Genomic DNA, 17635 nt, shown 5'->3' with positions numbered 1-17635 from the left:
GCAGCAGCCATGGCCGAGGCCTACATCGTCGAAGCGGTACGGACACCCGTCGGACGGCGCAGGGGCGGCCTCGGGGCCGTCCACCCCGCCGATCTCGGCGCCCATGTGCTGCGGGAGCTGATCGCCCGCGCGGGCGTCGACCCGGCGGCCGTGGAGGACGTCGTCTTCGGCTGCCTGGACACCGTCGGGCCGCAGGCCGGGGACATCGCCCGTACGTCATGGCTGGCCGCCGGGCTGCCCGAGGAGGTGCCGGGCGTCACCATCGACCGGCAGTGCGGCTCCTCGCAGCAGGCCGTCCACTTCGCGGCCCAGGGCGTCCTCTCCGGCACCCAGGACCTCGTCGTGGCGGGCGGCACGCAGAACATGACCCAGATCCCCATCGCCTTCGCCTCCCGCCAGGCCGCCGAACCGCTCGGCCTCACGGAGGGCCCGTACGCGGGCAGCGAGGGCTGGCGCGCCCGGTACGGCGACGCGCCCGTCAACCAGTTTTACGGCGCCCAGCTCATCGCGGAGAAGTGGGACATCAGCCGCCGGGACATGGAGGAGTTCGCCCTCACCTCCCACCGCCGCGCCGTCCGCGCCATCGACGAGGGGCGCTTCGCCCGCGAGACCGTCGCGTACGGGGACGTCACCACGGACGAGGGGCCGCGCCGCGACACGACTCTGGAGAAGATGGCCGTACTGAGCCCCGTCCTGCCCGGTGGCACGATCACCGCCGCCTGCTCCTCGCAGGTCTCCGACGGGGCCGCCGCCCTGCTCATCGCCTCCGAGCGGGCCGTGGCCGAACACGGCCTCACCCCGCGCGCCCGGATCCACCACCTCTCCGTACGGGGCGAGGACCCGATCCGCATGCTCTCCGCGCCGATCCCCGCCACGGCGTACGCCCTCAAGAAGACCGGCCTCACCATCGACGCCATCGACCTCGTCGAGATCAACGAGGCCTTCGCCCCGGTCGTCCTCGCCTGGCTGAAGGAGACCGGCGCGGACCCGGAACGCGTCAACGTCAACGGCGGGGCGATCGCCCTGGGCCATCCTCTCGGCGCGACCGGCGCCAAGCTGATGACCACGCTCCTGCACGAACTGGAACGCACCGGGGGCCGCTACGGGCTCCAGACCATGTGCGAGGGCGGCGGACAGGCCAACGTCACCATCGTCGAACGCCTCTGACCAGCCTCCGGCGTCTTCGAGGTCCGCGTGGCGTGATCCACCACGCGGAGGGAGGACGTGCTACGGTGTTCCCGTTGCAGTTTTGGTACCCATGAACTTTATGTGCGCCTGACGGGAATGCTTCCTCAGGCGCTTTATTGTTTTCCGGCTTTCTCCGGGTGGGGCTCAATGCGGCGACTTGGAATCCGTAAAGTGCGGATTCTCGGCACTGCACCTATTTAGGAGAATGACATGGCTACTGGAACCGTGAAGTGGTTCAACTCGGAAAAGGGCTTCGGCTTCATCGAGCAGGACGGCGGCGGCGCCGACGTCTTCGCCCACTACTCCAACATCGCCACCCAGGGCTTCCGTGAGCTCCAGGAGGGCCAGAAGGTCTCCTTCGACGTCACGCAGGGCCAGAAGGGCCCGCAGGCGGAGAACATCGTCCCGGCCTAATTGCCGCGACGCGTACCTCTCTGACCGGGGCCCGCACCGTGAAGGTGCGGGCCCCGGTTTGTGCTGTTCGAGCGACAACCCGTTTTGTGCGCGCATCCTGGGGGCGCACAACAAGCGGTAGGACAAGCACATCGGCAGTGATCCGAATCCGTAGTTGCCCAGGAATCCCCCAGGAGGGCAATTCCGTATGACTCGCTTCGAACGCCAGGACCGCACCCCCCGCTCCCGCCCGGCCCGTGGCCGCGGCCAGGGTGCGACCGCGCAGGCCCCCTCGGGCAACCGGGGCGGCGGCGCCCGTGGCAAGGCTCCGGCCCGCCGCCGGGCCACCCCGCCGCAGGGCGAGTTCGCCCTGCCGGAGATGGTGACCCCCGCACTGCCGGCCGTCGAGGCCTTCGCGGACCTCGACATGCCCGCCGCGCTGCTGAAGACCCTTGCCGCGCAGGGCGTCACCGAGCCGTTCCCGATCCAGGGCGCGACCCTGCCGAACTCGCTGGCCGGCCGGGACATCCTCGGCCGTGGCCGCACCGGCTCCGGCAAGACCCTCGCCTTCGGCCTGGCCCTGCTCGCCCGCACCGCCGGGCGCCGCAGCGAGCCGCGCGCCCCGCTGGCCATGGTCCTCGTCCCCACCCGTGAGCTGGCCCAGCAGGTCACCGACGCGCTGACCCCGTACGCCACCGCCGTGAACCTGCGGATGGCCACCGTCGTCGGCGGCATGTCCATCACCAAGCAGTCCGCCACCCTGCGGCGCGGCGCCGAGGTGCTCGTCGCCACCCCGGGCCGGCTCAAGGACCTCATCGAGCGCGGCGACTGCCGGCTGGACGAGGTCGCCATCACCGTCCTCGACGAGGCCGACCAGATGGCCGACATGGGCTTCATGCCGCAGGTCGTCGCCCTGCTCAAGCAGGTCGAGGCGGACGGGCAGCGGATGCTGTTCTCCGCGACCCTGGACAAGAACATCGACCGCCTCGTCAAGATGTTCCTCACCGACCCGGTCGTCCACTCCGTCGACCCGTCCGCCGGTGCGGTCACCACGATGGAGCACCACGTGCTCCACGTCCTGGACGAGACGGACAAGAAGGCCGTCGCCACGAAGATCGCCGCCCGTGAGGGCCGCGTGATCATGTTCGTGGACACCAAGCGCGCCGCCGACCGCTTCGCCAAGCGGCTGCTCGCCAGCGGTGTACGGGCGGCCGCCCTGCACGGCGGGCGCTCCCAGCCGCAGCGGAACCGGACCCTGGACCAGTTCAAGAACGGCCAGGTCACCGCGCTCGTCGCGACGAACGTGGCGGCCCGTGGCATCCACGTCGACGACCTCGACCTGGTCGTCAACGTGGACCCGCCCACCGACCACAAGGACTACCTCCACCGGGGCGGCCGTACGGCCCGCGCCGGTGAGTCCGGCAGCGTCGTCACGCTGGTGCTGCCCGAGGAGAAGCGGGAGATGACCCGGCTGATGCAGGACGCGGGCATCGCGCCGCGCACCACGCGGGTCACCTCCAGCGACGAGGAGCTGTCCCGGATCACGGGGGCACGTGAGCCGTCGGGCGTCGCGATCGTGGTCGAGGTCCCGCAGCCGACTCCGCCGAAGCAGCGGACGCGGTCGGGCGGTTCGGGTTCGGCCGGCTCCGGCGGGGGCGCGGTGCGCTCCGGGAGCCGGGGGCGGGGCCGGCGTGGGGCCGGGTCCGGTGCGGGTGCCGGTGGCGCGTCTGGTGGTGCGGGCCGCTCGGGTGGCGCGGCTGCGCGTTCTGCCGCTCCTGCGCGGCGGCGCCGGGCCGCGTAGGGCGGCCAATTCCAGCCCGTCCGGCGATTTGAGCCGGGCGTACATCCGGCCGTCCGGTGATGGAGGGCCGGACCACCTTCAGCCGTCGGGCGATGGAGGGCCGGACCACCTTCAGCCGTCCGGCGATTGAGGACCGGGGTCCGGGGCAGAGCCCCGAAAGCCCCGGACCGGGGTTGTCCTCAAACGCCGGACGGGCTGGATGCGTTGGGCCTGTCCTCAAGCGCCGGACGGGCTGGAGATGGCGTCGGGCGGGCCGGATTCGGCGGCGGGTCGGCTGGGTTCGGTGCCCAGCGCCGCCAGGGTCCGCTCCGCCTCCGCCATGATCCGGGCCACCAGCTCCCCCACGCTCGGCAAATCCTCGATCAGGGCCGCCACCTGGCCCGACGCCATGATGCCGACATCCGCGCGGCCCTCCACCATCGCCGCCCTCAGCAGCATCGGCGTGTTCGCCGCCAGCAGCACCTGGCTCCAGGTCAGCTCCTTGCCGTGCCGCAGCGCCAGCCCGTCCCGCACCATCGCGGGCCAGCTCAGGCCGGAGACCCGGCGGAAGCCGGACGCCCGCCGCAGTGCGCGGTACAGCGAACGCAGCCGCCCCGCCCCCTCCAGCTCCGCCACCATCTCCGTACGGAGCATCCGGTGCGGGAGCCCGTCCACGGCCCTCGTCAGGGTGATGTCCCTGACCCCGGCCGCCAGATACCGCGCCTTCACCGCGTCCGGCACCGTCGAGTCCGAGGTCAGCAGGAACCTGGTCCCCATCGCGACGCCCGCCGCCCCGTACGCCAGCGCCGCCACCAGCCCCCGCCCGTCGTGGAAGCCGCCCGCCGCGATCACCGGGATGTCCACCGCGTCCACCACCTGGGGCAGCAGCACCGTCGTCGCCACGTCCCCCGTGTGACCGCCGCCCTCGCCGCCCTGCACGATCACCGCGTCCGCGCCCCACGCCGCGACCTTCTCCGCATGGCGCCGGGCCCCCACCGACGGGACGACCACCACGCCCGCGTCCTTCAGCTCCGCGATGAGCTCCTTCGACGGGGCGAGCGCGAACGACGCCACCCGTACCCCCTCCTCGACGATGATCCGCACCCGCTCCCGCGCATCCCCGGCGTCCGCCCGCAGGTTCACCCCGAACGGGGCGTCCGTCCGCGACCTCACCTCCCGTACGGCGGACCGCAGTTGGCCCGGCGTCATCGTCGCCGAGGCCAGGATGCCGAGCGCCCCGGCCCGCGCGGTCGCGATGACCAGGCGGGGGCCGGAGACCCATCCCATCCCCGTCTGCACGATCGGGTGCCGGACCCCGACAAGGTCCGTGAGCGCCGTACGCATCAGGGCCGCACCTCGCGGTCACGGGTGCCCGACGGGTCGATGACCTCGCGGATCAGGGCGAGTTCGGCGGGGGAGGGGGCGCGCGTGTACGGGACGTCGGCGGGGACGGTCAGGGCGAAGCCCGTCGCCTCGCGCACCTGGTCCACCGTGACGCCCGGGTGGAGCGAGGCCAGCCGCATCGAACGGTCCGGGGTCGCGAAGTCGAAGACCCCGAGATCGCTGACGACCCGGGGGATGCGGTGGAAGCGCGTCGCCGAGGGGCCCGCCGCCTCGGCCCGGTCGTGACCGACCCCGCAGACCATGTCGACCCGTTCGACGAAGACCCGGGGCGAGTGCCGGGGAATCCAGTAACTCACCGGGTTGTTCAGGGTGTTGACCGGTGCTCCGCGCACTCCCAGGAGCTGGCGGGAGGGCTGTTCCCAGTCGCCGATGCAGGAAATGTTCTGGTTGCCGAACCGGTCGATCTGGCTCGCGCCCATCATCACGTGCCGCCGGCCGCCGGTGACCAGGGTGAGGTGCCTGCGGTAGGGGAGCCAGCCCTCCGCCTCGCCGTCCGGGCCGGCGATCGTCGCCTCGCCGTCCGTGAGGAGCAGCTCGGGGGCGAAGGTCAGCCGGGCCAGCCGCGCGCCTACGGAGGGAACCGCCCCCATCGGGCTGGCCAGTACCTCGCCGTCGCCGCGCCAGGCCTCCGCGCAGGCGATCACACAGTATTCGGCACGGGTCGCGGCAACAGCGCCGGGCGGCTTCACTCCTGCTCCTCGTGCCAGGTGCGGACCGCCTGCTGGTAGCCCTTCTCGTCGCCGTCCGGAGGCAGGAAGCGCGCGCTGAACTCGGCCCAGGCCGCAGGATCCGCCGCAGCGGCCGCGTACGCCTTCTGGAACGGCTCGTCGCGCGGGTGGTCGGGGACGCACGAGGTGAAGTGCGCACCGCCCGGGGTCTCGACGACTCCCGTTACGGAGTGCCGCTGGACGAGGAGGGTTTGGGGTGCCGCGCCGGACTCACCCGTCAGCTCCGCCGTCTCCACCAGGCGTTCGCAGGAGACGTACGCCTCGTCCGCCGCCTCGCAGAACAGATCGTCGAAGTACGGGTCGGGGCCCAGGTATTGGCCGTTGCCCAGCCGGTCCGCCCGGTTCAGGTGGACCAGCGCCGCGTCCATGCGCAGGGCCGGCGCCGCGACGAACTCCTCGCCGTCCTCGTACGGTGAAGTCACCGTGCGCAGCTCGGGGTTGACCCGCATCACGTCCGAGCCGAGCCCCGCCCGCACCGGCAGGAACGGCAGCCGGTTGGCTGCGGCGTGCAGCCCCCACATGAACATCGCCTCGTCGATCTCCGTCAGCGCGAACGCCCCGCGCTGCCGGGCCGCCCGGTAGTGCGGCTCCAGCGGGATGGAGTCGAGGGTCACGAACGCCGTCACCAGGCGGGCGATCCGGCCGGCGGCGGCGAGCAGTCCGATGTCCGGGCCGCCGTAGGAGACCACCGTCAGATCGGTGACGGGCGAGCGTAGCAACGCCCTTACCAGAGCCATGGGTTTGCGACGCGACCCCCAGCCGCCGATGCCGATCGTCATGCCGCTGTGCAGCCGGGCGACGACCTCCTCGGGCGTCATCGTCTTGTCGCGCGCGGCGGACACCGTACTCACGTTTCAGCCTCCTTGCCGAAGGTGGAGCGGACCCGGTCGGCGGTCCCCGCCAGGCTCGCCTCGAAGGTGAAGCCCTGCTCGAAGCGGTAGCTGCGCCGTACGTCGACGGGGTCGATGCCGTTGAGCGCGGCCTTGGCCAGCCGCAGCAGGTGGCCGTCCTTGCTCGCGATCTCCGTCGCCAACTCCACTGCGCTGTGCAGCAGTTCGTCCGGCGGCACGACCCGCCAGACCGAACCGTGGGTCAGTAGCTCGGCCGCTGTCACCGTGCGCGAGGTGTAGTACAGCGTCCGCATCAGATGCTGCGGGACCAGCCGGGACAGATGCGTCGCCGCCCCGAGCGCGCCCCGGTCCAGCTCCGGCAGGCCGAAGACGGCGTCCTCGCTCGCCACGATCGCGTCGGCGTTCCCGACGAGGCCGATGCCGCCGCCGAGGCAGAACCCCTGCACCGCCGCGACCACCGGGACCTCGCACGCGTACACGGCCTCGAACGCCTCCGCGCAGCCCCGGTTGACGCCGATCAGGGCCGCGTTCCCCGGGTCGCGCTGCAACTCCTTGATGTCGACACCGGCGTTGAAGCCCCGCCCGGCGGCGGCCAGGACGACGCACCGCACCTCCGGGTCGCGGCCCGCCGCCCGGACGGCGTCGGCCAGGTCGTACCAGCCCTGCACAGGAAGCGCGTTGACCGGTGGCCGGTCGACGGTGACGACGCGGATGCCGTCGGCGGGAGATGCGGTGGAGACAGTCATCGGAGGATCAGCTACCTTTCCACCAAACATTTGTTAGGTGGACGGTAGCAGTCGCACCTCCGCCCGCCAACCAGGCCGACTCGTACGGGAGATGAGATGACGCCACCCACCACCGGACGGCTCTGCGCCGGCCGGGTCGTCGCCGTCACCGGCGCCGGACGCGGCCTCGGCCGGGCCCACGCGCTCGCCTTCGCCGCCGAAGGGGCGGCGGTTGTGGTCAACGACCTGGGCGTCGGGCCCGGCGGCGACGGCAGCTCGGCCGGGCCCGCCCGCCGGGTCGTCGAGGAGATCGTGGCCGGGGGCGGGGAAGCGGTCGTCCACGACGGTGACATCGCCACCACCGAGGGCGCCGCCTCCCTGGTCACCACCGCCCTGGACGCCTTCGGCCGCCTCGACACCCTGGTCAACAACGCGGGCTTCCTGCGCGACCGGATGCTCGTCAACCTGGACGAGGACGACTGGGACGCCGTGATGCGCGTCCACCTCAAGGGCCACTTCCTGCCCCTGAAACACGCCGCCGCGCACTGGCGGTCCGAGGCCAAGGCGGGCCGCCCGCCCGTCGCCCGGGTGATCAACACCAGCTCCGGCGCCGGCCTCCTCGGCAGCGTCGGCCAGGGCAACTACGCGGCCGCCAAAGCCGGGATCGTCGCCCTCACCCTGGTCGCGGCCGCCGAACTGGGCCGGTACGGAGTCCAGGTCAACGCCCTCGCCCCGGCCGCCCGGACCCGGATGACCGAGCAGACCTTCGCCGCGACGATGGCGGCCCCGGGGGAGGGGAAGTTCGACGCGATGGCCCCCGAGAACGTCTCGCCCCTCGTCGTCTGGCTCGGTTCCGCTTCGAGCGACGGGGTGACCGGCCGCGTCTTCGAGGCCGAGGCGGGCCGCATCACCGTCATGGAGGGCTGGCGCCCCGGCCCCACCGACGACCGGGGCGCCCGCAGGTCCCCGGCCGAGGCGGGGAAGGCGGTCCGCCGGCTGCTGGCGGACGCGGAGGTCCCGCAGCGGGTGTACGGGGCGTCGTAGGCGGTTCCGTACGGCGGTCCTGTACGGAGGTCCCGTACGCCAGTCCCGTACGCCAAGTCCCGTACGCCGGTCCCGTACGACGCGCGGACTAGGTCCTGTCGTCAAATGTCACGCCCACATCAGGAGTGACGCGAGCGTGACGGCCGCTTCGTAGGACTGGGCGGTTTTGTCGTAGCGGGTGGCGATGCCGCGCCACTGCTTCAGGCGGTTGAAGCACCGTTCCACGACGTTGCGGTGCTTGTAGGCCTCGCGGTCGAAGGCCGGCGGGCGGCCACCGCGACTGCCCCGCCTGGCCCGGTTGCCGACCTGGTCGGCACGCTCGGGAATCGTGTGAGGGATGCCGCGGCGGCGAAGCCAGGCGCGGATCGCTTTCGAGCTGTAGCCCTTGTCGCCCAGGACGTGATCGGGCCGGGTGCGGGGTCGCCCCGGTCCGATCCGGGGCACCCGGATCGCTTCCATCACGGCGGTGAACCGGGTGCAGTCGTTGGTGTTGCCGCCCGTGACGACGAAGCCGAGCGGACGGCCTCTGCCGTCACAGGCAAGATGAATCTTGCTGGTCAGGCCGCCCCTGGACCGCCCGAGGGCCGGGTCGCGGAGCCCCCTTTTCGAGCCCCCGCCCCATGCTGGTGGGCCCGGACGATCGTGGAATCGACCGACACCAGCCACTCGATGTCGCCCGCCGCGTCCGCTTTCGCCTGGGCGGCCCGCAGCATTCGGTCGAACGTTCCGTCCGCCGCCCACCTGCGGAAACGGGTATGCAGCGTGGCCCACGGACCATAGCGCTCGGGCACGTCCCGCCAGGCCGTCCCGGTCCGGAACTTCCACACGATCCCGTTCAGGACCCTGCGGTCGTCCAGCCGCTTCCGCCCCCGCAACGACACGGGCAGCAACGGCCGGACGAACTCCCACTCAGCATCGGACAGTTCATGGCGACGTATCACGACACCATGATCCACCAGCGATGATCATTTGAAGACACTGCCTAAGCGCTGCGGGGAAACCCGCTTGCGGAGACGCCCGGGCGCCCGGTATCCAGCACAGGACACCCGAGGCCGTATCCAGCAGGACACCCGAGGAGCGCACGATGACGCGGCACGGCCCCCTGAACGAGTTCTGCTGGATGGACCTCAAGACACGTGACCCCTCCGGCACCGCCGCCTTCTTCTCCTCGGTGCTGGGCTGGGACTTCGCCGTGGACGAGAACGACTGGCGCAAGGCCGTCAGCTTCTCCACCGGGGACCACCGCATCGGCGGCGTGAGCGACCTCGCCCGGCCCGTCTACCCGCCGGGCACGCCCGCCCATATCGCCTACTACCTGGCGGTCGACGACGTGGACCACCGTACGGCCGTGGCGGCGGCGCACGGGGCTCAGGTCCTCGTACCGCCCTTCGACGCGGGCGACCAGGGGCGGATCGCCACCCTGATCGACCCGGTGGGCGCCGCCGTCTCCCTCTGGCGGCCGTCCGGGTTCGCGGGGTGGCCGGTGTCGCCCCCGGACGGGGCCGGGGCCGTACCCCATCACGCGGTCCTGGCCTGCGAAGACCCCGAGCGCGCCCGGCACTTCTACGCCGCGGTGACCGGCGCTCCGCCCGCCCGGGCCGCGTTCCTCGAAGCGTCCACCGCCACCGCGCCGCAGTGGGAGCTGGTCCTCGCCGTGGGCGATCCGGACGGTGTCGCCGCCCGGGCCCGTGACCACGGCGGGGAGTTCGTGACCACCGCCGAAGGCCTGAAGCGGCTGCGGAGTCCGGAGGGCCTGGCCTTCCGCGTCCGGACGCCGGAGGCAGCCCCGGCCTTCCTGGAGACCGACCGGCTCGTCCTGCGCCCGTTCACGGAGGCCGAGGCCCCCGGCCTGCTCGTCCTCGACAGCGATCCCGAGGTCATGCGGTACCTCAACGGCGGCCGCCCCACCACCGCCGAGGCCATCCGGGAGCGGACCCTGCCGAGGCTCCTCCACGACCACCCGTGCACCGGGACACGCGGGTTCTGGGCCGCCGAGGAGAGGGCCACCGGCACCTTCCTCGGCTGGTTCGAACTCCGGCCCGTCGACGACCACGACCGCACCGTCGTCGAACTCGGCTACCGGCTCAACAGGGCCTCCTGGGGCCGTGGTTACGCCACCGAGGGCGCGCGGGCCCTCGTGGACAAGGGGTTCACCGACCTCGGGGCCGAGCGCGTCACCGCCAACACCATGGCCGTCAACGCGGGCTCCCGGCGGGTGATGGAGAAGGCGGGGCTGACCTTCCTCCGCGCCTACACCGAGGAGTGGCCGGACGCCATCGAGGGCTCGGAACACGGGGAGGTGGAGTACGAACTCACCCGGGCGGTATGGGAGAAGCGCCGGGCGTAGGAGTGCGTCCTCACCCCTGCGGAACGGAAGGCGTGCCCGCCGCAGCCTCCCGGAGCAGCGCCGCGATCTCCGCGTGTCCCGTGTGCCGGTCCACCCCCGCCATCGGCTCCCCGTCCCGCAGCAGCTCCACGGTCACCGTCTCCTCGCCGTCGACCAGGTCCCGCCGGACCACCGCGTCGAGGCCGGGGCCGTACGTCTCCTCCAACTGCCGCAGCAGCTCCTGCTCCTGGTCGAGACCGGCCAGCCGCCGCGCCTCGGCCAGCGCCACCCCGGCCACCGCCTCCTGCCCCGGCGCTCCCGCCCCGTGCTCCAGCAGCGCCCGCACCGTCCGCAGCGAGCCGCGCTGCGCCGCCAGGACCAGCATCGGTTCGCCCTGCGGGCCGGGCAGCAACGGGTCCGCGCCCCCGGCGAGCAGCACCTCCACCGTCGGGGCGTGGCCGAGACCCACCGCCCAGCGCAGCGCCGTGAACCCGAACTCCTCGCGCAGATCCGGCTGCGCCCCGGCGGCCAGCAGCGCCTTCACCACCTCGGTGTGCCCGCCGCACGCGGCCCCGCACAGCGGCAGGTCGCCCGCCTCGGGGCCGCTGGCCCGGTTGGGATCGGCGCCCGCCGCGAGCAGCAGCCGTACCGCTTCCGGCAGGTCCTGGACCGCTGCCAGATAGAGCGCCGTCGTGCCCTCCTCGTCACTCGCCTCGGCCTGCGCACCCGCGCGCAGCGCCCGTACGACAGCGTTCTCATCCTCGTACAGCGCATCGAACAGGCTTGGTTCGTCCCTGATCGGCTCGTTCGTCATGCTTCGACCCTACGGTGGCCGGAATGACACTCAGGTGTCGCACTCCAGTCGCGTACGACACAGCCCGCACCGCGCGACGGTCCGGCCCCGGACGGGGAGCCGGATGCGCTGGTGGCAGGTGGGGCAGGGGAAGGAGACCCGCAGCCCCTCGCGGCCGGACTCGAAGGCGTACGGAACACTCGGGTCCGCGCCCGTTCCGGGGTGGTCCTGGGCGTACCGCCGGTCCTTGGCGTACCGTCGCCGGCCCGCCCACCCGGCCGCCGTCAGCGGAGGCCGGCGCAGATCGTGCAGCGCCTGCGCCCGCCCCTTGGTGTACGCCGTGTACGCCTGCGGGCTGGTGAACCAGGGGGAGGGGTCCTCGTCGAAGACCAGCGCCCGCTTGGCCAGGACGTAGCCGAACTCCTCCGGCGTCAGATAGCCCAGCTTCTGCCGGGACAGGGCGTCCTCCCGGAACGCGTCCAGCAGCAGCCAGCCCGCGCCGAGATAGGCGGTCACCGTGTCGGTGAGGATCTCGTTGTCCCGGGTGCCGGGGAACTCCAGGTCCAGCCGGTGCAACAGGACATGGGTGATCTCGTGGGCGAGCGCCGCGCCGATGTCCCTGCGGTGGGTGCGGAACCGGTCGTTCAGTTCGATGAAGTATTCGGGGCCCGCGGTCAGTTCCACGCTCGCCGCGTGCTCCATCGTGCGGAAGCCGACGATCATGCGGGCGTCGGGCAGATGGAGGTGCTGGACCAGCGCCCGGGCCACCCGCTGGGCGCCGAGGTGGAGGTCGTCCGCGTCGGAGAAGGCGGCGTCGGCGGGGACCAGGCTGGTGCCGTAGGTGTGGACGCCGTCCGGGGAGAGCCGCCGGTACAGCGCGGTGATCGCGGACCGGACCGTGTCCAGATGCGGAAAGCCGTGGACGACCGGTGCGCCCGGACTGCCGTTGCTCACGCCCGTACCCCCATCAGCTCCGGTCCGCTCCGGCCGAGGACCCCCGCCTTGGGCCGGTCTCCACTGTAGGCCGGGCGCCGCAAGAGCGGTGCCCGGCCGGGCGGGTGGGGCTGTCAGCAGTTCGCCGCGTCGGCTTCGTCGGGGGTGACGGCTTCGCGCTGGGCGGTCTGCGCGACGCGGGAGAGCAGGGTGCGCAGCTGCGCCGAGTCCTGGGCGTCGAGGTCGGTGAGCAGGCGGTCCTCGGCGGCGGCGAGGCTGCGCCGCACCTGGTCGAGGCGGGTGCGGCCGGTGTCGGTGATCAGGACCTGGCGTGCGCGGCGGTCGCGCGGGTCGGGACGGCGGGTGACCAGCTCGTGGGCTTCGAGGTCGTCCAGCAGGTAGGTCATCACGGTCCGGTCGAGGCTGACCTCTCGGGCCAGGGCCAGCTGGGTCGGGGGCTCGCCGCCGGCGAGGGCGACCAGGACGAGGTAGCCGCGGGCTCCGCCGGGCAGATCGGCGACGGATTCGGTGGCGACGCGGCGGAACGCGGCGGAGACCATACGGATCGCCCAGCCCAGGTCGGTGTCGAGAGCCGGATCAGCGCTCCCGCCGCTCGGCTTCTTCTCGGACATGGATGCGCTCACCCGCGCAGGCTACCACCATGCGCTTACGGCAAGATGTTCTTGCGAGCAGAACATCTGGGGGGCATAGTGAATTGGGCAAGCCCGCCACGGACGCGATTCCGCCCGGCGCGGGATCGGCACCCACAGCAGGGAAGACGACGATGGCCAGCACCATCAGCACCACCACCAGCACCGCTCTGCGGGGCCGTACCGCTCTCGTGACCGGGGCGACCTCCGGGATCGGCAAGGCCGTCGCACAGAACCTCGCCCGCCAGGGCGCCGAGGTCGTGCTGCACGGACGGAACCAGGGCCGGGGCGAGGCCCTCGTCAAGGAGATCGCGGCCGAGGGCGGCACCGCCCGCTTCATCGCCGCCGACCTCGCCGACGCCGAGGACACGCTTCGCCTGGCCGCCGAGGCGGGCGCCGTGGACATCCTGGTGAGCAACGCGGGCCTGTACGAGTTCGCCCCGACCGCGGCGACCGACGCGGCAAGCTTCGACCGGCACATCGCGGTCAACACCCGCGCCCCGTTCCTCCTGGTCGGCGCCCTGGCCCCGGGCATGGCCGGGCGCGGGCACGGTGCGATCGTGCTGGTCGGCTCCAGCGCGGCCCGCCTGCCCGCCCCCATCGGTGCCGCCTACGGCGCCTCGAAGGCCGGCGCGGAGATCCTCACCCGCTACTGGGCCACCGAGTTCGGCCCCGCCGGCGTACGCGTCAACACCGTCTCCCCGGGCCCCGTGCACACCGAGGGCACCCGGACGATGCTCGGCGAGCACGTCGGCGCCCTGGACGCCACCAACGCCCGCGGCCGCGCCGGAGACCCCGCCGAGATCGCCGAGATCGTCTCCTTCCTGGCCGGTCCGGCCAGCTCGTACGTCAACGGCGCTGTCCTGTACGCCGACGGCGGCGAGCGCAGCACCCTGCCGGCCTGAGCGCCAGGGGAGCCACGCCATGGAGATCTTCGTCATCGGCGCCACCGGTTTCGTCGGCGGCCACCTCGTCCGCCACCTCGCGGCCGAAGGCCACACCGTCACCGGCCTGGCCCGCACCGGTGCGGCGGCCACCGCCCTCCGGGCCCGGGGTATCACTCCGGTCGCCGCCGACCTGGACGTGCGCCGCCCCGCCGCCGTCGCGGCGGCCCTGCGCGCGGACGCGGTCGTCTACGCCGCCCGGCCCGCCCCGGAGCAGGAGAGCGCCACCGCCGAGGAGCTGGTCCGCGCGCTCGCCGGTACGGGCAGGACGTTCGTCTTCCTGTCCGGCAGCGGGGTGCTGATGCAGCGCACCGAGGGCGCCTGGAGCCCCGGCGTCTTCGCCGAACACGACCCCTTCACCCCCGAGCCGCTGGCCGCGTACCGCAAGGCGGCCGAGGACACCGTCCTGGCCGCCGCAGGGGAGGGTGTGCGGTCGATGGTCGTCCGCCCCGGTCTGATCTGGGGCCCCGGCGACCACGGCCACGTGCCGATGGTCCACCGGTCCGTCGCCACGACCGGGGCGGCCGTCTATGTCGGGCCGGGGCTCAACACCTACGGCCACGTCCACATCGACGATGTGACGCGCCTGTTCACCCTCGCCCTGGCCGGCGGACGCGCCGGCGGGCTCTACCACGCGGTGGCCGGCGAGATCCCCAACCGCTGGATCGCGGAACGCGTCGCCGCCGACCTCGGGGTGAGGACGCGCAGCCTCACTCCCGGGGAAGCCGCCGGGGTGTGGGGCGAGTTCGGCGCCCTCGTCATGGCCGCGTCCAGCCGCATCCGCGCCGTCGCCTCCCGGCAGGAACTGGGCTGGCGTCCTGAGCACACCGACATGCTCACCATGATCGGCGAGCCGCGGCTGCGCGCGCTCGCCACGCCCGGAGCGTGAGCCCTGAGCAGGTGAGGCAGAGGGAACGCCGCCCGGCCCCGACCGGTCGCGGCGGCGCTTTCCGTACCTCACCTGCCCACCCGCGGACTTGGCCGAAAAGTGCGCCTTGTGGCAGCGGTGACCACATCCCGATAATCGGATGGCCTTGACGGGTTCATGACCAGCACGCCGTGTCGTCGTCCCGTCGTGGTTCCCACCGCAACCCCCCACGAAAGAAGGCAGTCCGTGAAGCAGCTCCTGCGTGCGCTGAAGAGATGTTCCGTCGTCGTCGCGACCGTCGCGATCGCCGTCGTCGGCCTCCAGCCCGTCACCGCCTCGGCCGCCCCCAACCCCGTCGTCGGCGGAACCCGCGCCGCCCAGGGCGAGTTCCCCTTCATGGTCCGGCTCTCCATGGGCTGCGGCGGCGCCCTCTACGCCAAGGACATCGTCCTCACCGCCGCCCACTGCGTGAACGGCTCGGGCAACAACACCTCCATCACCGCCACCGGCGGCGTCGTCGACCTCCAGTCGCCCAACGCCGTCACGGTCCGCTCCACCAAGGTCCTGCGCGCCCCCGGCTACAACGGCGCGGGCAAGGACTGGGCGCTCATCAAGCTCGCCCAGCCCATCAACCAGCCCACCCTCAAGATCGCCACCACCACCGCCTACAACCAGGGCACCTTCACCGTCGCCGGCTGGGGCGCCAACCGCGAGGGCGGCAGCCAGCAGCGCTACCTGCTCAAGGCCAACGTCCCGTTCGTCTCCGACGCCGCCTGCCGCGCCGCCTACGGCAACGAGCTGATCGCCAACGAGGAGATCTGCGCCGGCTACCCCGACACCGGCGGCATCGACACCTGCCAGGGTGACTCCGGCGGCCCGATGTTCCGCAAGGACAACGCCAACGAGTGGGTCCAGGTCGGCATCGTCAGCTGGGGTTACGGCTGCGCCCGGCCCGGCTACCCCGGCGTCTACACCGAGGTCTCGACCTTCGCCTCCGCCATCGCCTCGGCGGCCGCCACACTCTGACGCCGCTGACTGATCACGGCTGAACCACCCCGGGAGCGCCCGACCGTACGGGCGCTCCCGGACCGGGCTCGGGGGTGCCGGTACGGACGGGCGCCCCCGGGGACCCAACTACGAGGCTCCCGACCGTACGGGCACCCCCGGACCCAGCTCCACCCACGCCTCGCCCGCACCCTCCAGCTCCAGCACCCACACCTCGTTGACGCCCTTGCGGAGCACCGGCCCCGGCACGTACAGCGTCTCCTGCGGGCCCGCCGACCAGTACCGGCCCAGGCAGAAGCCGTTCACCCAGACGAAGCCCCGCGTCCAGCCCGGCAGTCGCAGCCCCGCGTGATCGACACCCTCCGTCGCCTCGACGGTGAACGCCCCCCGGAACAGCCCCGTCCGGTCCGCGAGCGCACCCGGAGGCACCGGCCCGAACGGCACCCCCGCCACCGCTCCCGCCTCCTCGAAGGCGTCCAGCCGCAGCCCCCGGGCCCGTACACCGTGCAGATACTGCCGCTCGTGCAGCACCCCGCCCGTGATCCCCTTCGGCTCACCCAGGCGCGGCCCGTAGTTGACCCGGCCCAGCGACTCCACCCACAGCTCCACCTCCGCCGGACCCGCCACCGGCTCCGGCAGCGTGGCGCTCTCCTCGGTCAGCACGCCCGCCCGCACCCCGTCCACGTACACGACCGCCCGGTCCCGCAGCCCGGCGGCGGTCAGCGGGTACGGGATGCGCGGCCCCGGCACCGCCACCCGGTAGCGCACCAGCCCCCGGCCGACCCCCAGCTCCTCGAAGGTCGGCGCGACCCCGGACTCCGGGCCCTCCGGATCACCGAGTGTCTCCAGTACGTCACCGAGTCCGGCCCACCCGTCCAGTTCCACCCGCACCGGCCCGGCCAGCCCCTTCGGCTCCGGCGGCAGCGCGGGCAACGGGCCCTCCGCGTACTCCGCAAGCACCTTCCGGAACAGGTGGAACTTCTCCGTGGCCCGCCCGTACTCGTCGACCGGCGCGTCGTAGTCGTACGACGTCACCGTCGGCTGGAACTCCCCGTCCTGCACCGGACCGCCCCGGTTCGCCCCCGCCCACCCCGCGAAGTTCGTGCCGCCGTGCGCCATGTAGACGTTCACCGACGCCCCGCACTCCAGGATCTCCCGCAGCGCCTCGGCCGCCTGCTCCGCGTCCCGTACGACGGGTTCGGCCCCCCAGTGGTCGAACCAGCCGCACCAGAACTCCATGCACATCAGCGGCCCCTTGGGCTGATGGCGGCGCAGCACCTCGAAGGCCCCCCGCGCCCCCGAGCCGAAGTTCGCCGTCGCCAGCAGGCCGGGCACGGAACCGCCCGTCAGCATGTGGTCCTCAGGACCGTCCGACGTGAACAGCGGAACGCTCACCCCGCACTCCCGCAACAGCCCCGCCAGCCACTCCAGATACACCGCGTCGCTGCCGTAACTCCCGTACTCGTTCTCCGCCTGCACGAGGATCACCGGACCACCCCGGTCCACCTGGCGCTCCACCACCTGCGGCAGCAGCTCCCGGAACCACCGCTCCACCACCGCCCGGTACCCCGCGTCCCGCGTCCGCACCCGCCGCCCGAACCGGCCCGTCACCCACACGGGCAGCCCGCCGTTCTCCCACTCGGCACAGATGTACGGACCCGGGCGCACGATCGCCCACAGCCCGGCCTCCTCCACCGCGTCCAGGAACCGGCCGAGCGCCCCCACATCCCGGTAGGTGCCCTCGCGCTCCTCGTGCAGATTCCACGGGACGTACGTCTCGACGCAGTTCAGCCCCATGGCCGCCAGCATCGCCAGCCGGTGGCCCCACTGCTCCTCGTGCACCCGGAAGTAGTGCAGGGCGCCCGACAGCAGCCGTACGGGCTTCCCGTCGATCCGGAAGTGGTCGTCCCCCACGGTGAAGTCGGACATCGTGTGCGTACGCTCCTGTGCTCGGCCCGCCCGGCGGCCCCCGGGCGGATTGGTCCGACCACTTTCACCCCTGG

Annotated in this window: 17 protein-coding genes and 1 pseudogene; 9 read left to right on the top strand and 9 right to left on the bottom strand. The window is 72.8% G+C overall.

The genetic code is table 11. From position 1 onward, the window contains the following. The first annotated feature begins 9 nt into the window (after nt 1–9). The 3 genes from GTY67_RS06640 (at nt 10) to GTY67_RS06630 (ending at nt 3382) form a co-directional block, all read left to right on the top strand. Nucleotides 10–1167, top strand: a complete 1158-nt coding sequence (locus GTY67_RS06640) for an acetyl-CoA C-acetyltransferase (RefSeq protein WP_161278078.1) — start codon at nt 10–12, stop codon at nt 1165–1167. Between the two features lie 231 nt (nt 1168–1398). Beyond that, nucleotides 1399–1602, top strand: coding sequence for a cold-shock protein (locus GTY67_RS06635; RefSeq protein WP_015607926.1), 204 nt, complete (start codon nt 1399–1401; stop codon nt 1600–1602). A gap of 187 nt (nt 1603–1789) precedes the next feature. Further along, nucleotides 1790–3382: a DEAD/DEAH box helicase gene (locus GTY67_RS06630; RefSeq protein ID WP_093693432.1), complete on the top strand. Its 1593-nt coding sequence runs from the start codon at nt 1790–1792 to the stop codon at nt 3380–3382. A 216-nt stretch (nt 3383–3598) separates the two neighbouring features. Here the strand turns inward: GTY67_RS06630 and GTY67_RS06625 are convergent, their stop codons facing one another. Genes GTY67_RS06625 through GTY67_RS06610 form a run of 4 tightly spaced genes read right to left on the bottom strand, consistent with a single transcriptional unit; the run spans nt 3599 to nt 7090 of the window. Further along, on the bottom strand, nt 3599–4705 hold the full coding sequence (locus tag GTY67_RS06625; RefSeq protein ID WP_161278077.1) for a nitronate monooxygenase: 1107 nt from the start codon (nt 4703–4705) through the stop codon (nt 3599–3601). Next, nucleotides 4705–5454 carry a CoA-transferase gene (locus tag GTY67_RS06620; RefSeq protein WP_161278076.1) on the bottom strand — a complete coding sequence of 250 codons (750 nt, stop codon included), beginning with the start codon at nt 5452–5454 and terminating at the stop codon, nt 4705–4707. Before GTY67_RS06620 ends, GTY67_RS06625 begins: the two co-directional genes overlap by 1 nt. Next, the gene (locus GTY67_RS06615) at nt 5451–6311 is read right to left on the bottom strand and encodes a CoA transferase subunit A (RefSeq protein WP_161279971.1); all 861 of its coding nucleotides are present in this window, start codon (nt 6309–6311) and stop codon (nt 5451–5453) included. Before GTY67_RS06615 ends, GTY67_RS06620 begins: the two co-directional genes overlap by 4 nt. A gap of 29 nt (nt 6312–6340) precedes the next feature. Continuing rightward, on the bottom strand, nt 6341–7090 hold the full coding sequence (locus GTY67_RS06610) for an enoyl-CoA hydratase family protein (protein ID WP_161278075.1): 750 nt from the start codon (nt 7088–7090) through the stop codon (nt 6341–6343). Nucleotides 7091–7186: 96 nt separating this feature from the next. Here GTY67_RS06610 and GTY67_RS06605 point away from each other — a divergent pair, with 96 nt between their 5' ends. Then, nucleotides 7187–8113, top strand: coding sequence for an SDR family oxidoreductase (locus tag GTY67_RS06605; protein WP_093686361.1), 927 nt, complete (start codon nt 7187–7189; stop codon nt 8111–8113). A gap of 108 nt (nt 8114–8221) precedes the next feature. On the opposite strand, the gene GTY67_RS06600 is transcribed toward GTY67_RS06605, so the two are convergent. Next, a protein-coding gene (locus GTY67_RS06600) for an IS5 family transposase (RefSeq protein ID WP_246570322.1) occupies nt 8222–9051 on the bottom strand; the annotation gives its coding sequence in 2 pieces (ribosomal slippage) (nt 8222–8712 and nt 8712–9051; 831 coding nt in all). Nucleotides 9052–9197: 146 nt separating this feature from the next. On the opposite strand from GTY67_RS06600, the pseudogene GTY67_RS34795 reads away from it, so the two are divergent. Continuing rightward, nucleotides 9198–9500: pseudogene (locus GTY67_RS34795) on the top strand (VOC family protein); the annotation flags it as partial. Between the two features lie 366 nt (nt 9501–9866). Next, complete coding sequence (locus GTY67_RS34790) at nt 9867–10460, top strand: GNAT family N-acetyltransferase (protein ID WP_237502716.1); 594 nt, start codon at nt 9867–9869, stop codon at nt 10458–10460. Between the two features lie 10 nt (nt 10461–10470). Here GTY67_RS34790 and GTY67_RS06590 read toward each other — a convergent pair whose 3' ends face one another. The 3 genes from GTY67_RS06590 to GTY67_RS06580 form a co-directional block, all read right to left on the bottom strand. Continuing rightward, nucleotides 10471–11253: an ankyrin repeat domain-containing protein gene (locus GTY67_RS06590; protein WP_093686362.1), complete on the bottom strand. Its 783-nt coding sequence runs from the start codon at nt 11251–11253 to the stop codon at nt 10471–10473. Between the two features lie 30 nt (nt 11254–11283). Further along, a complete protein-coding gene (locus GTY67_RS06585; protein WP_093686363.1) occupies nt 11284–12186 on the bottom strand; it encodes a hypothetical protein in 903 nt (300 codons plus the stop codon). Between the two features lie 113 nt (nt 12187–12299). Further along, on the bottom strand, nt 12300–12809 hold the full coding sequence (locus tag GTY67_RS06580; RefSeq protein ID WP_256062126.1) for a MarR family winged helix-turn-helix transcriptional regulator: 510 nt from the start codon (nt 12807–12809) through the stop codon (nt 12300–12302). A gap of 140 nt (nt 12810–12949) precedes the next feature. Between GTY67_RS06580 and GTY67_RS06575 the strand changes: the two genes are divergently transcribed. The 3 genes from GTY67_RS06575 to GTY67_RS06565 all read left to right on the top strand — a co-directional run bounded on the left by GTY67_RS06575 (nt 12950) and on the right by GTY67_RS06565 (nt 15653). Next, entirely contained in the window at nt 12950–13720 is a 771-nt protein-coding gene (locus tag GTY67_RS06575; RefSeq protein ID WP_161278073.1) for an SDR family oxidoreductase, read from the top strand. Between the two features lie 19 nt (nt 13721–13739). Further along, nucleotides 13740–14648: an NAD-dependent epimerase/dehydratase family protein gene (locus GTY67_RS06570; protein WP_161278072.1), complete on the top strand. Its 909-nt coding sequence runs from the start codon at nt 13740–13742 to the stop codon at nt 14646–14648. Between the two features lie 225 nt (nt 14649–14873). Next, the gene (locus GTY67_RS06565; protein WP_093686367.1) at nt 14874–15653 is read left to right on the top strand and encodes a serine protease; all 780 of its coding nucleotides are present in this window, start codon (nt 14874–14876) and stop codon (nt 15651–15653) included. A 108-nt stretch (nt 15654–15761) separates the two neighbouring features. On the opposite strand, the gene GTY67_RS06560 is transcribed toward GTY67_RS06565, so the two are convergent. Beyond that, nucleotides 15762–17561, bottom strand: coding sequence for a beta-galactosidase family protein (locus GTY67_RS06560; RefSeq protein WP_161278071.1), 1800 nt, complete (start codon nt 17559–17561; stop codon nt 15762–15764). Nucleotides 17562–17635: the final 74 nt, after the last annotated feature.

The sequence above is a fragment of the Streptomyces sp. SID8374 genome (genome assembly GCF_009865135.1).
GTDB lineage: Bacteria > Actinomycetota > Actinomycetes > Streptomycetales > Streptomycetaceae > Streptomyces.
Note: the sequence above shows the minus strand (reverse complement) of the source record. Positions and strands in the feature narration are given on the sequence as shown.

What these genes read in the sequence shown, in the direction of transcription:
- GTY67_RS06630 (WP_093693432.1), top strand. Translation starts at nt 1,790, where the DNA reads ATGACTCGCTTCGAACGCCAGGACCGCACCCCCCGCTCCCGCCCGGCC.
- GTY67_RS06575 (WP_161278073.1), top strand. Translation starts at nt 12,950, where the DNA reads ATGGCCAGCACCATCAGCACCACCACCAGCACCGCTCTGCGGGGCCGT.
- GTY67_RS06605 (WP_093686361.1), top strand. Translation starts at nt 7,187, where the DNA reads ATGACGCCACCCACCACCGGACGGCTCTGCGCCGGCCGGGTCGTCGCC.
- GTY67_RS06560 (WP_161278071.1), bottom strand. Translation starts at nt 17,561, where the DNA reads ATGTCCGACTTCACCGTGGGGGACGACCACTTCCGGATCGACGGGAAG.
- GTY67_RS06615 (WP_161279971.1), bottom strand. Translation starts at nt 6,311, where the DNA reads ATGACGCCCGAGGAGGTCGTCGCCCGGCTGCACAGCGGCATGACGATC.
- GTY67_RS06610 (WP_161278075.1), bottom strand. Translation starts at nt 7,090, where the DNA reads ATGACTGTCTCCACCGCATCTCCCGCCGACGGCATCCGCGTCGTCACC.
- GTY67_RS06570 (WP_161278072.1), top strand. Translation starts at nt 13,740, where the DNA reads ATGGAGATCTTCGTCATCGGCGCCACCGGTTTCGTCGGCGGCCACCTC.
- GTY67_RS06590 (WP_093686362.1), bottom strand. Translation starts at nt 11,253, where the DNA reads ATGACGAACGAGCCGATCAGGGACGAACCAAGCCTGTTCGATGCGCTG.
- GTY67_RS06625 (WP_161278077.1), bottom strand. Translation starts at nt 4,705, where the DNA reads ATGCGTACGGCGCTCACGGACCTTGTCGGGGTCCGGCACCCGATCGTG.
- GTY67_RS06635 (WP_015607926.1), top strand. Translation starts at nt 1,399, where the DNA reads ATGGCTACTGGAACCGTGAAGTGGTTCAACTCGGAAAAGGGCTTCGGC.
- GTY67_RS06640 (WP_161278078.1), top strand. Translation starts at nt 10, where the DNA reads ATGGCCGAGGCCTACATCGTCGAAGCGGTACGGACACCCGTCGGACGG.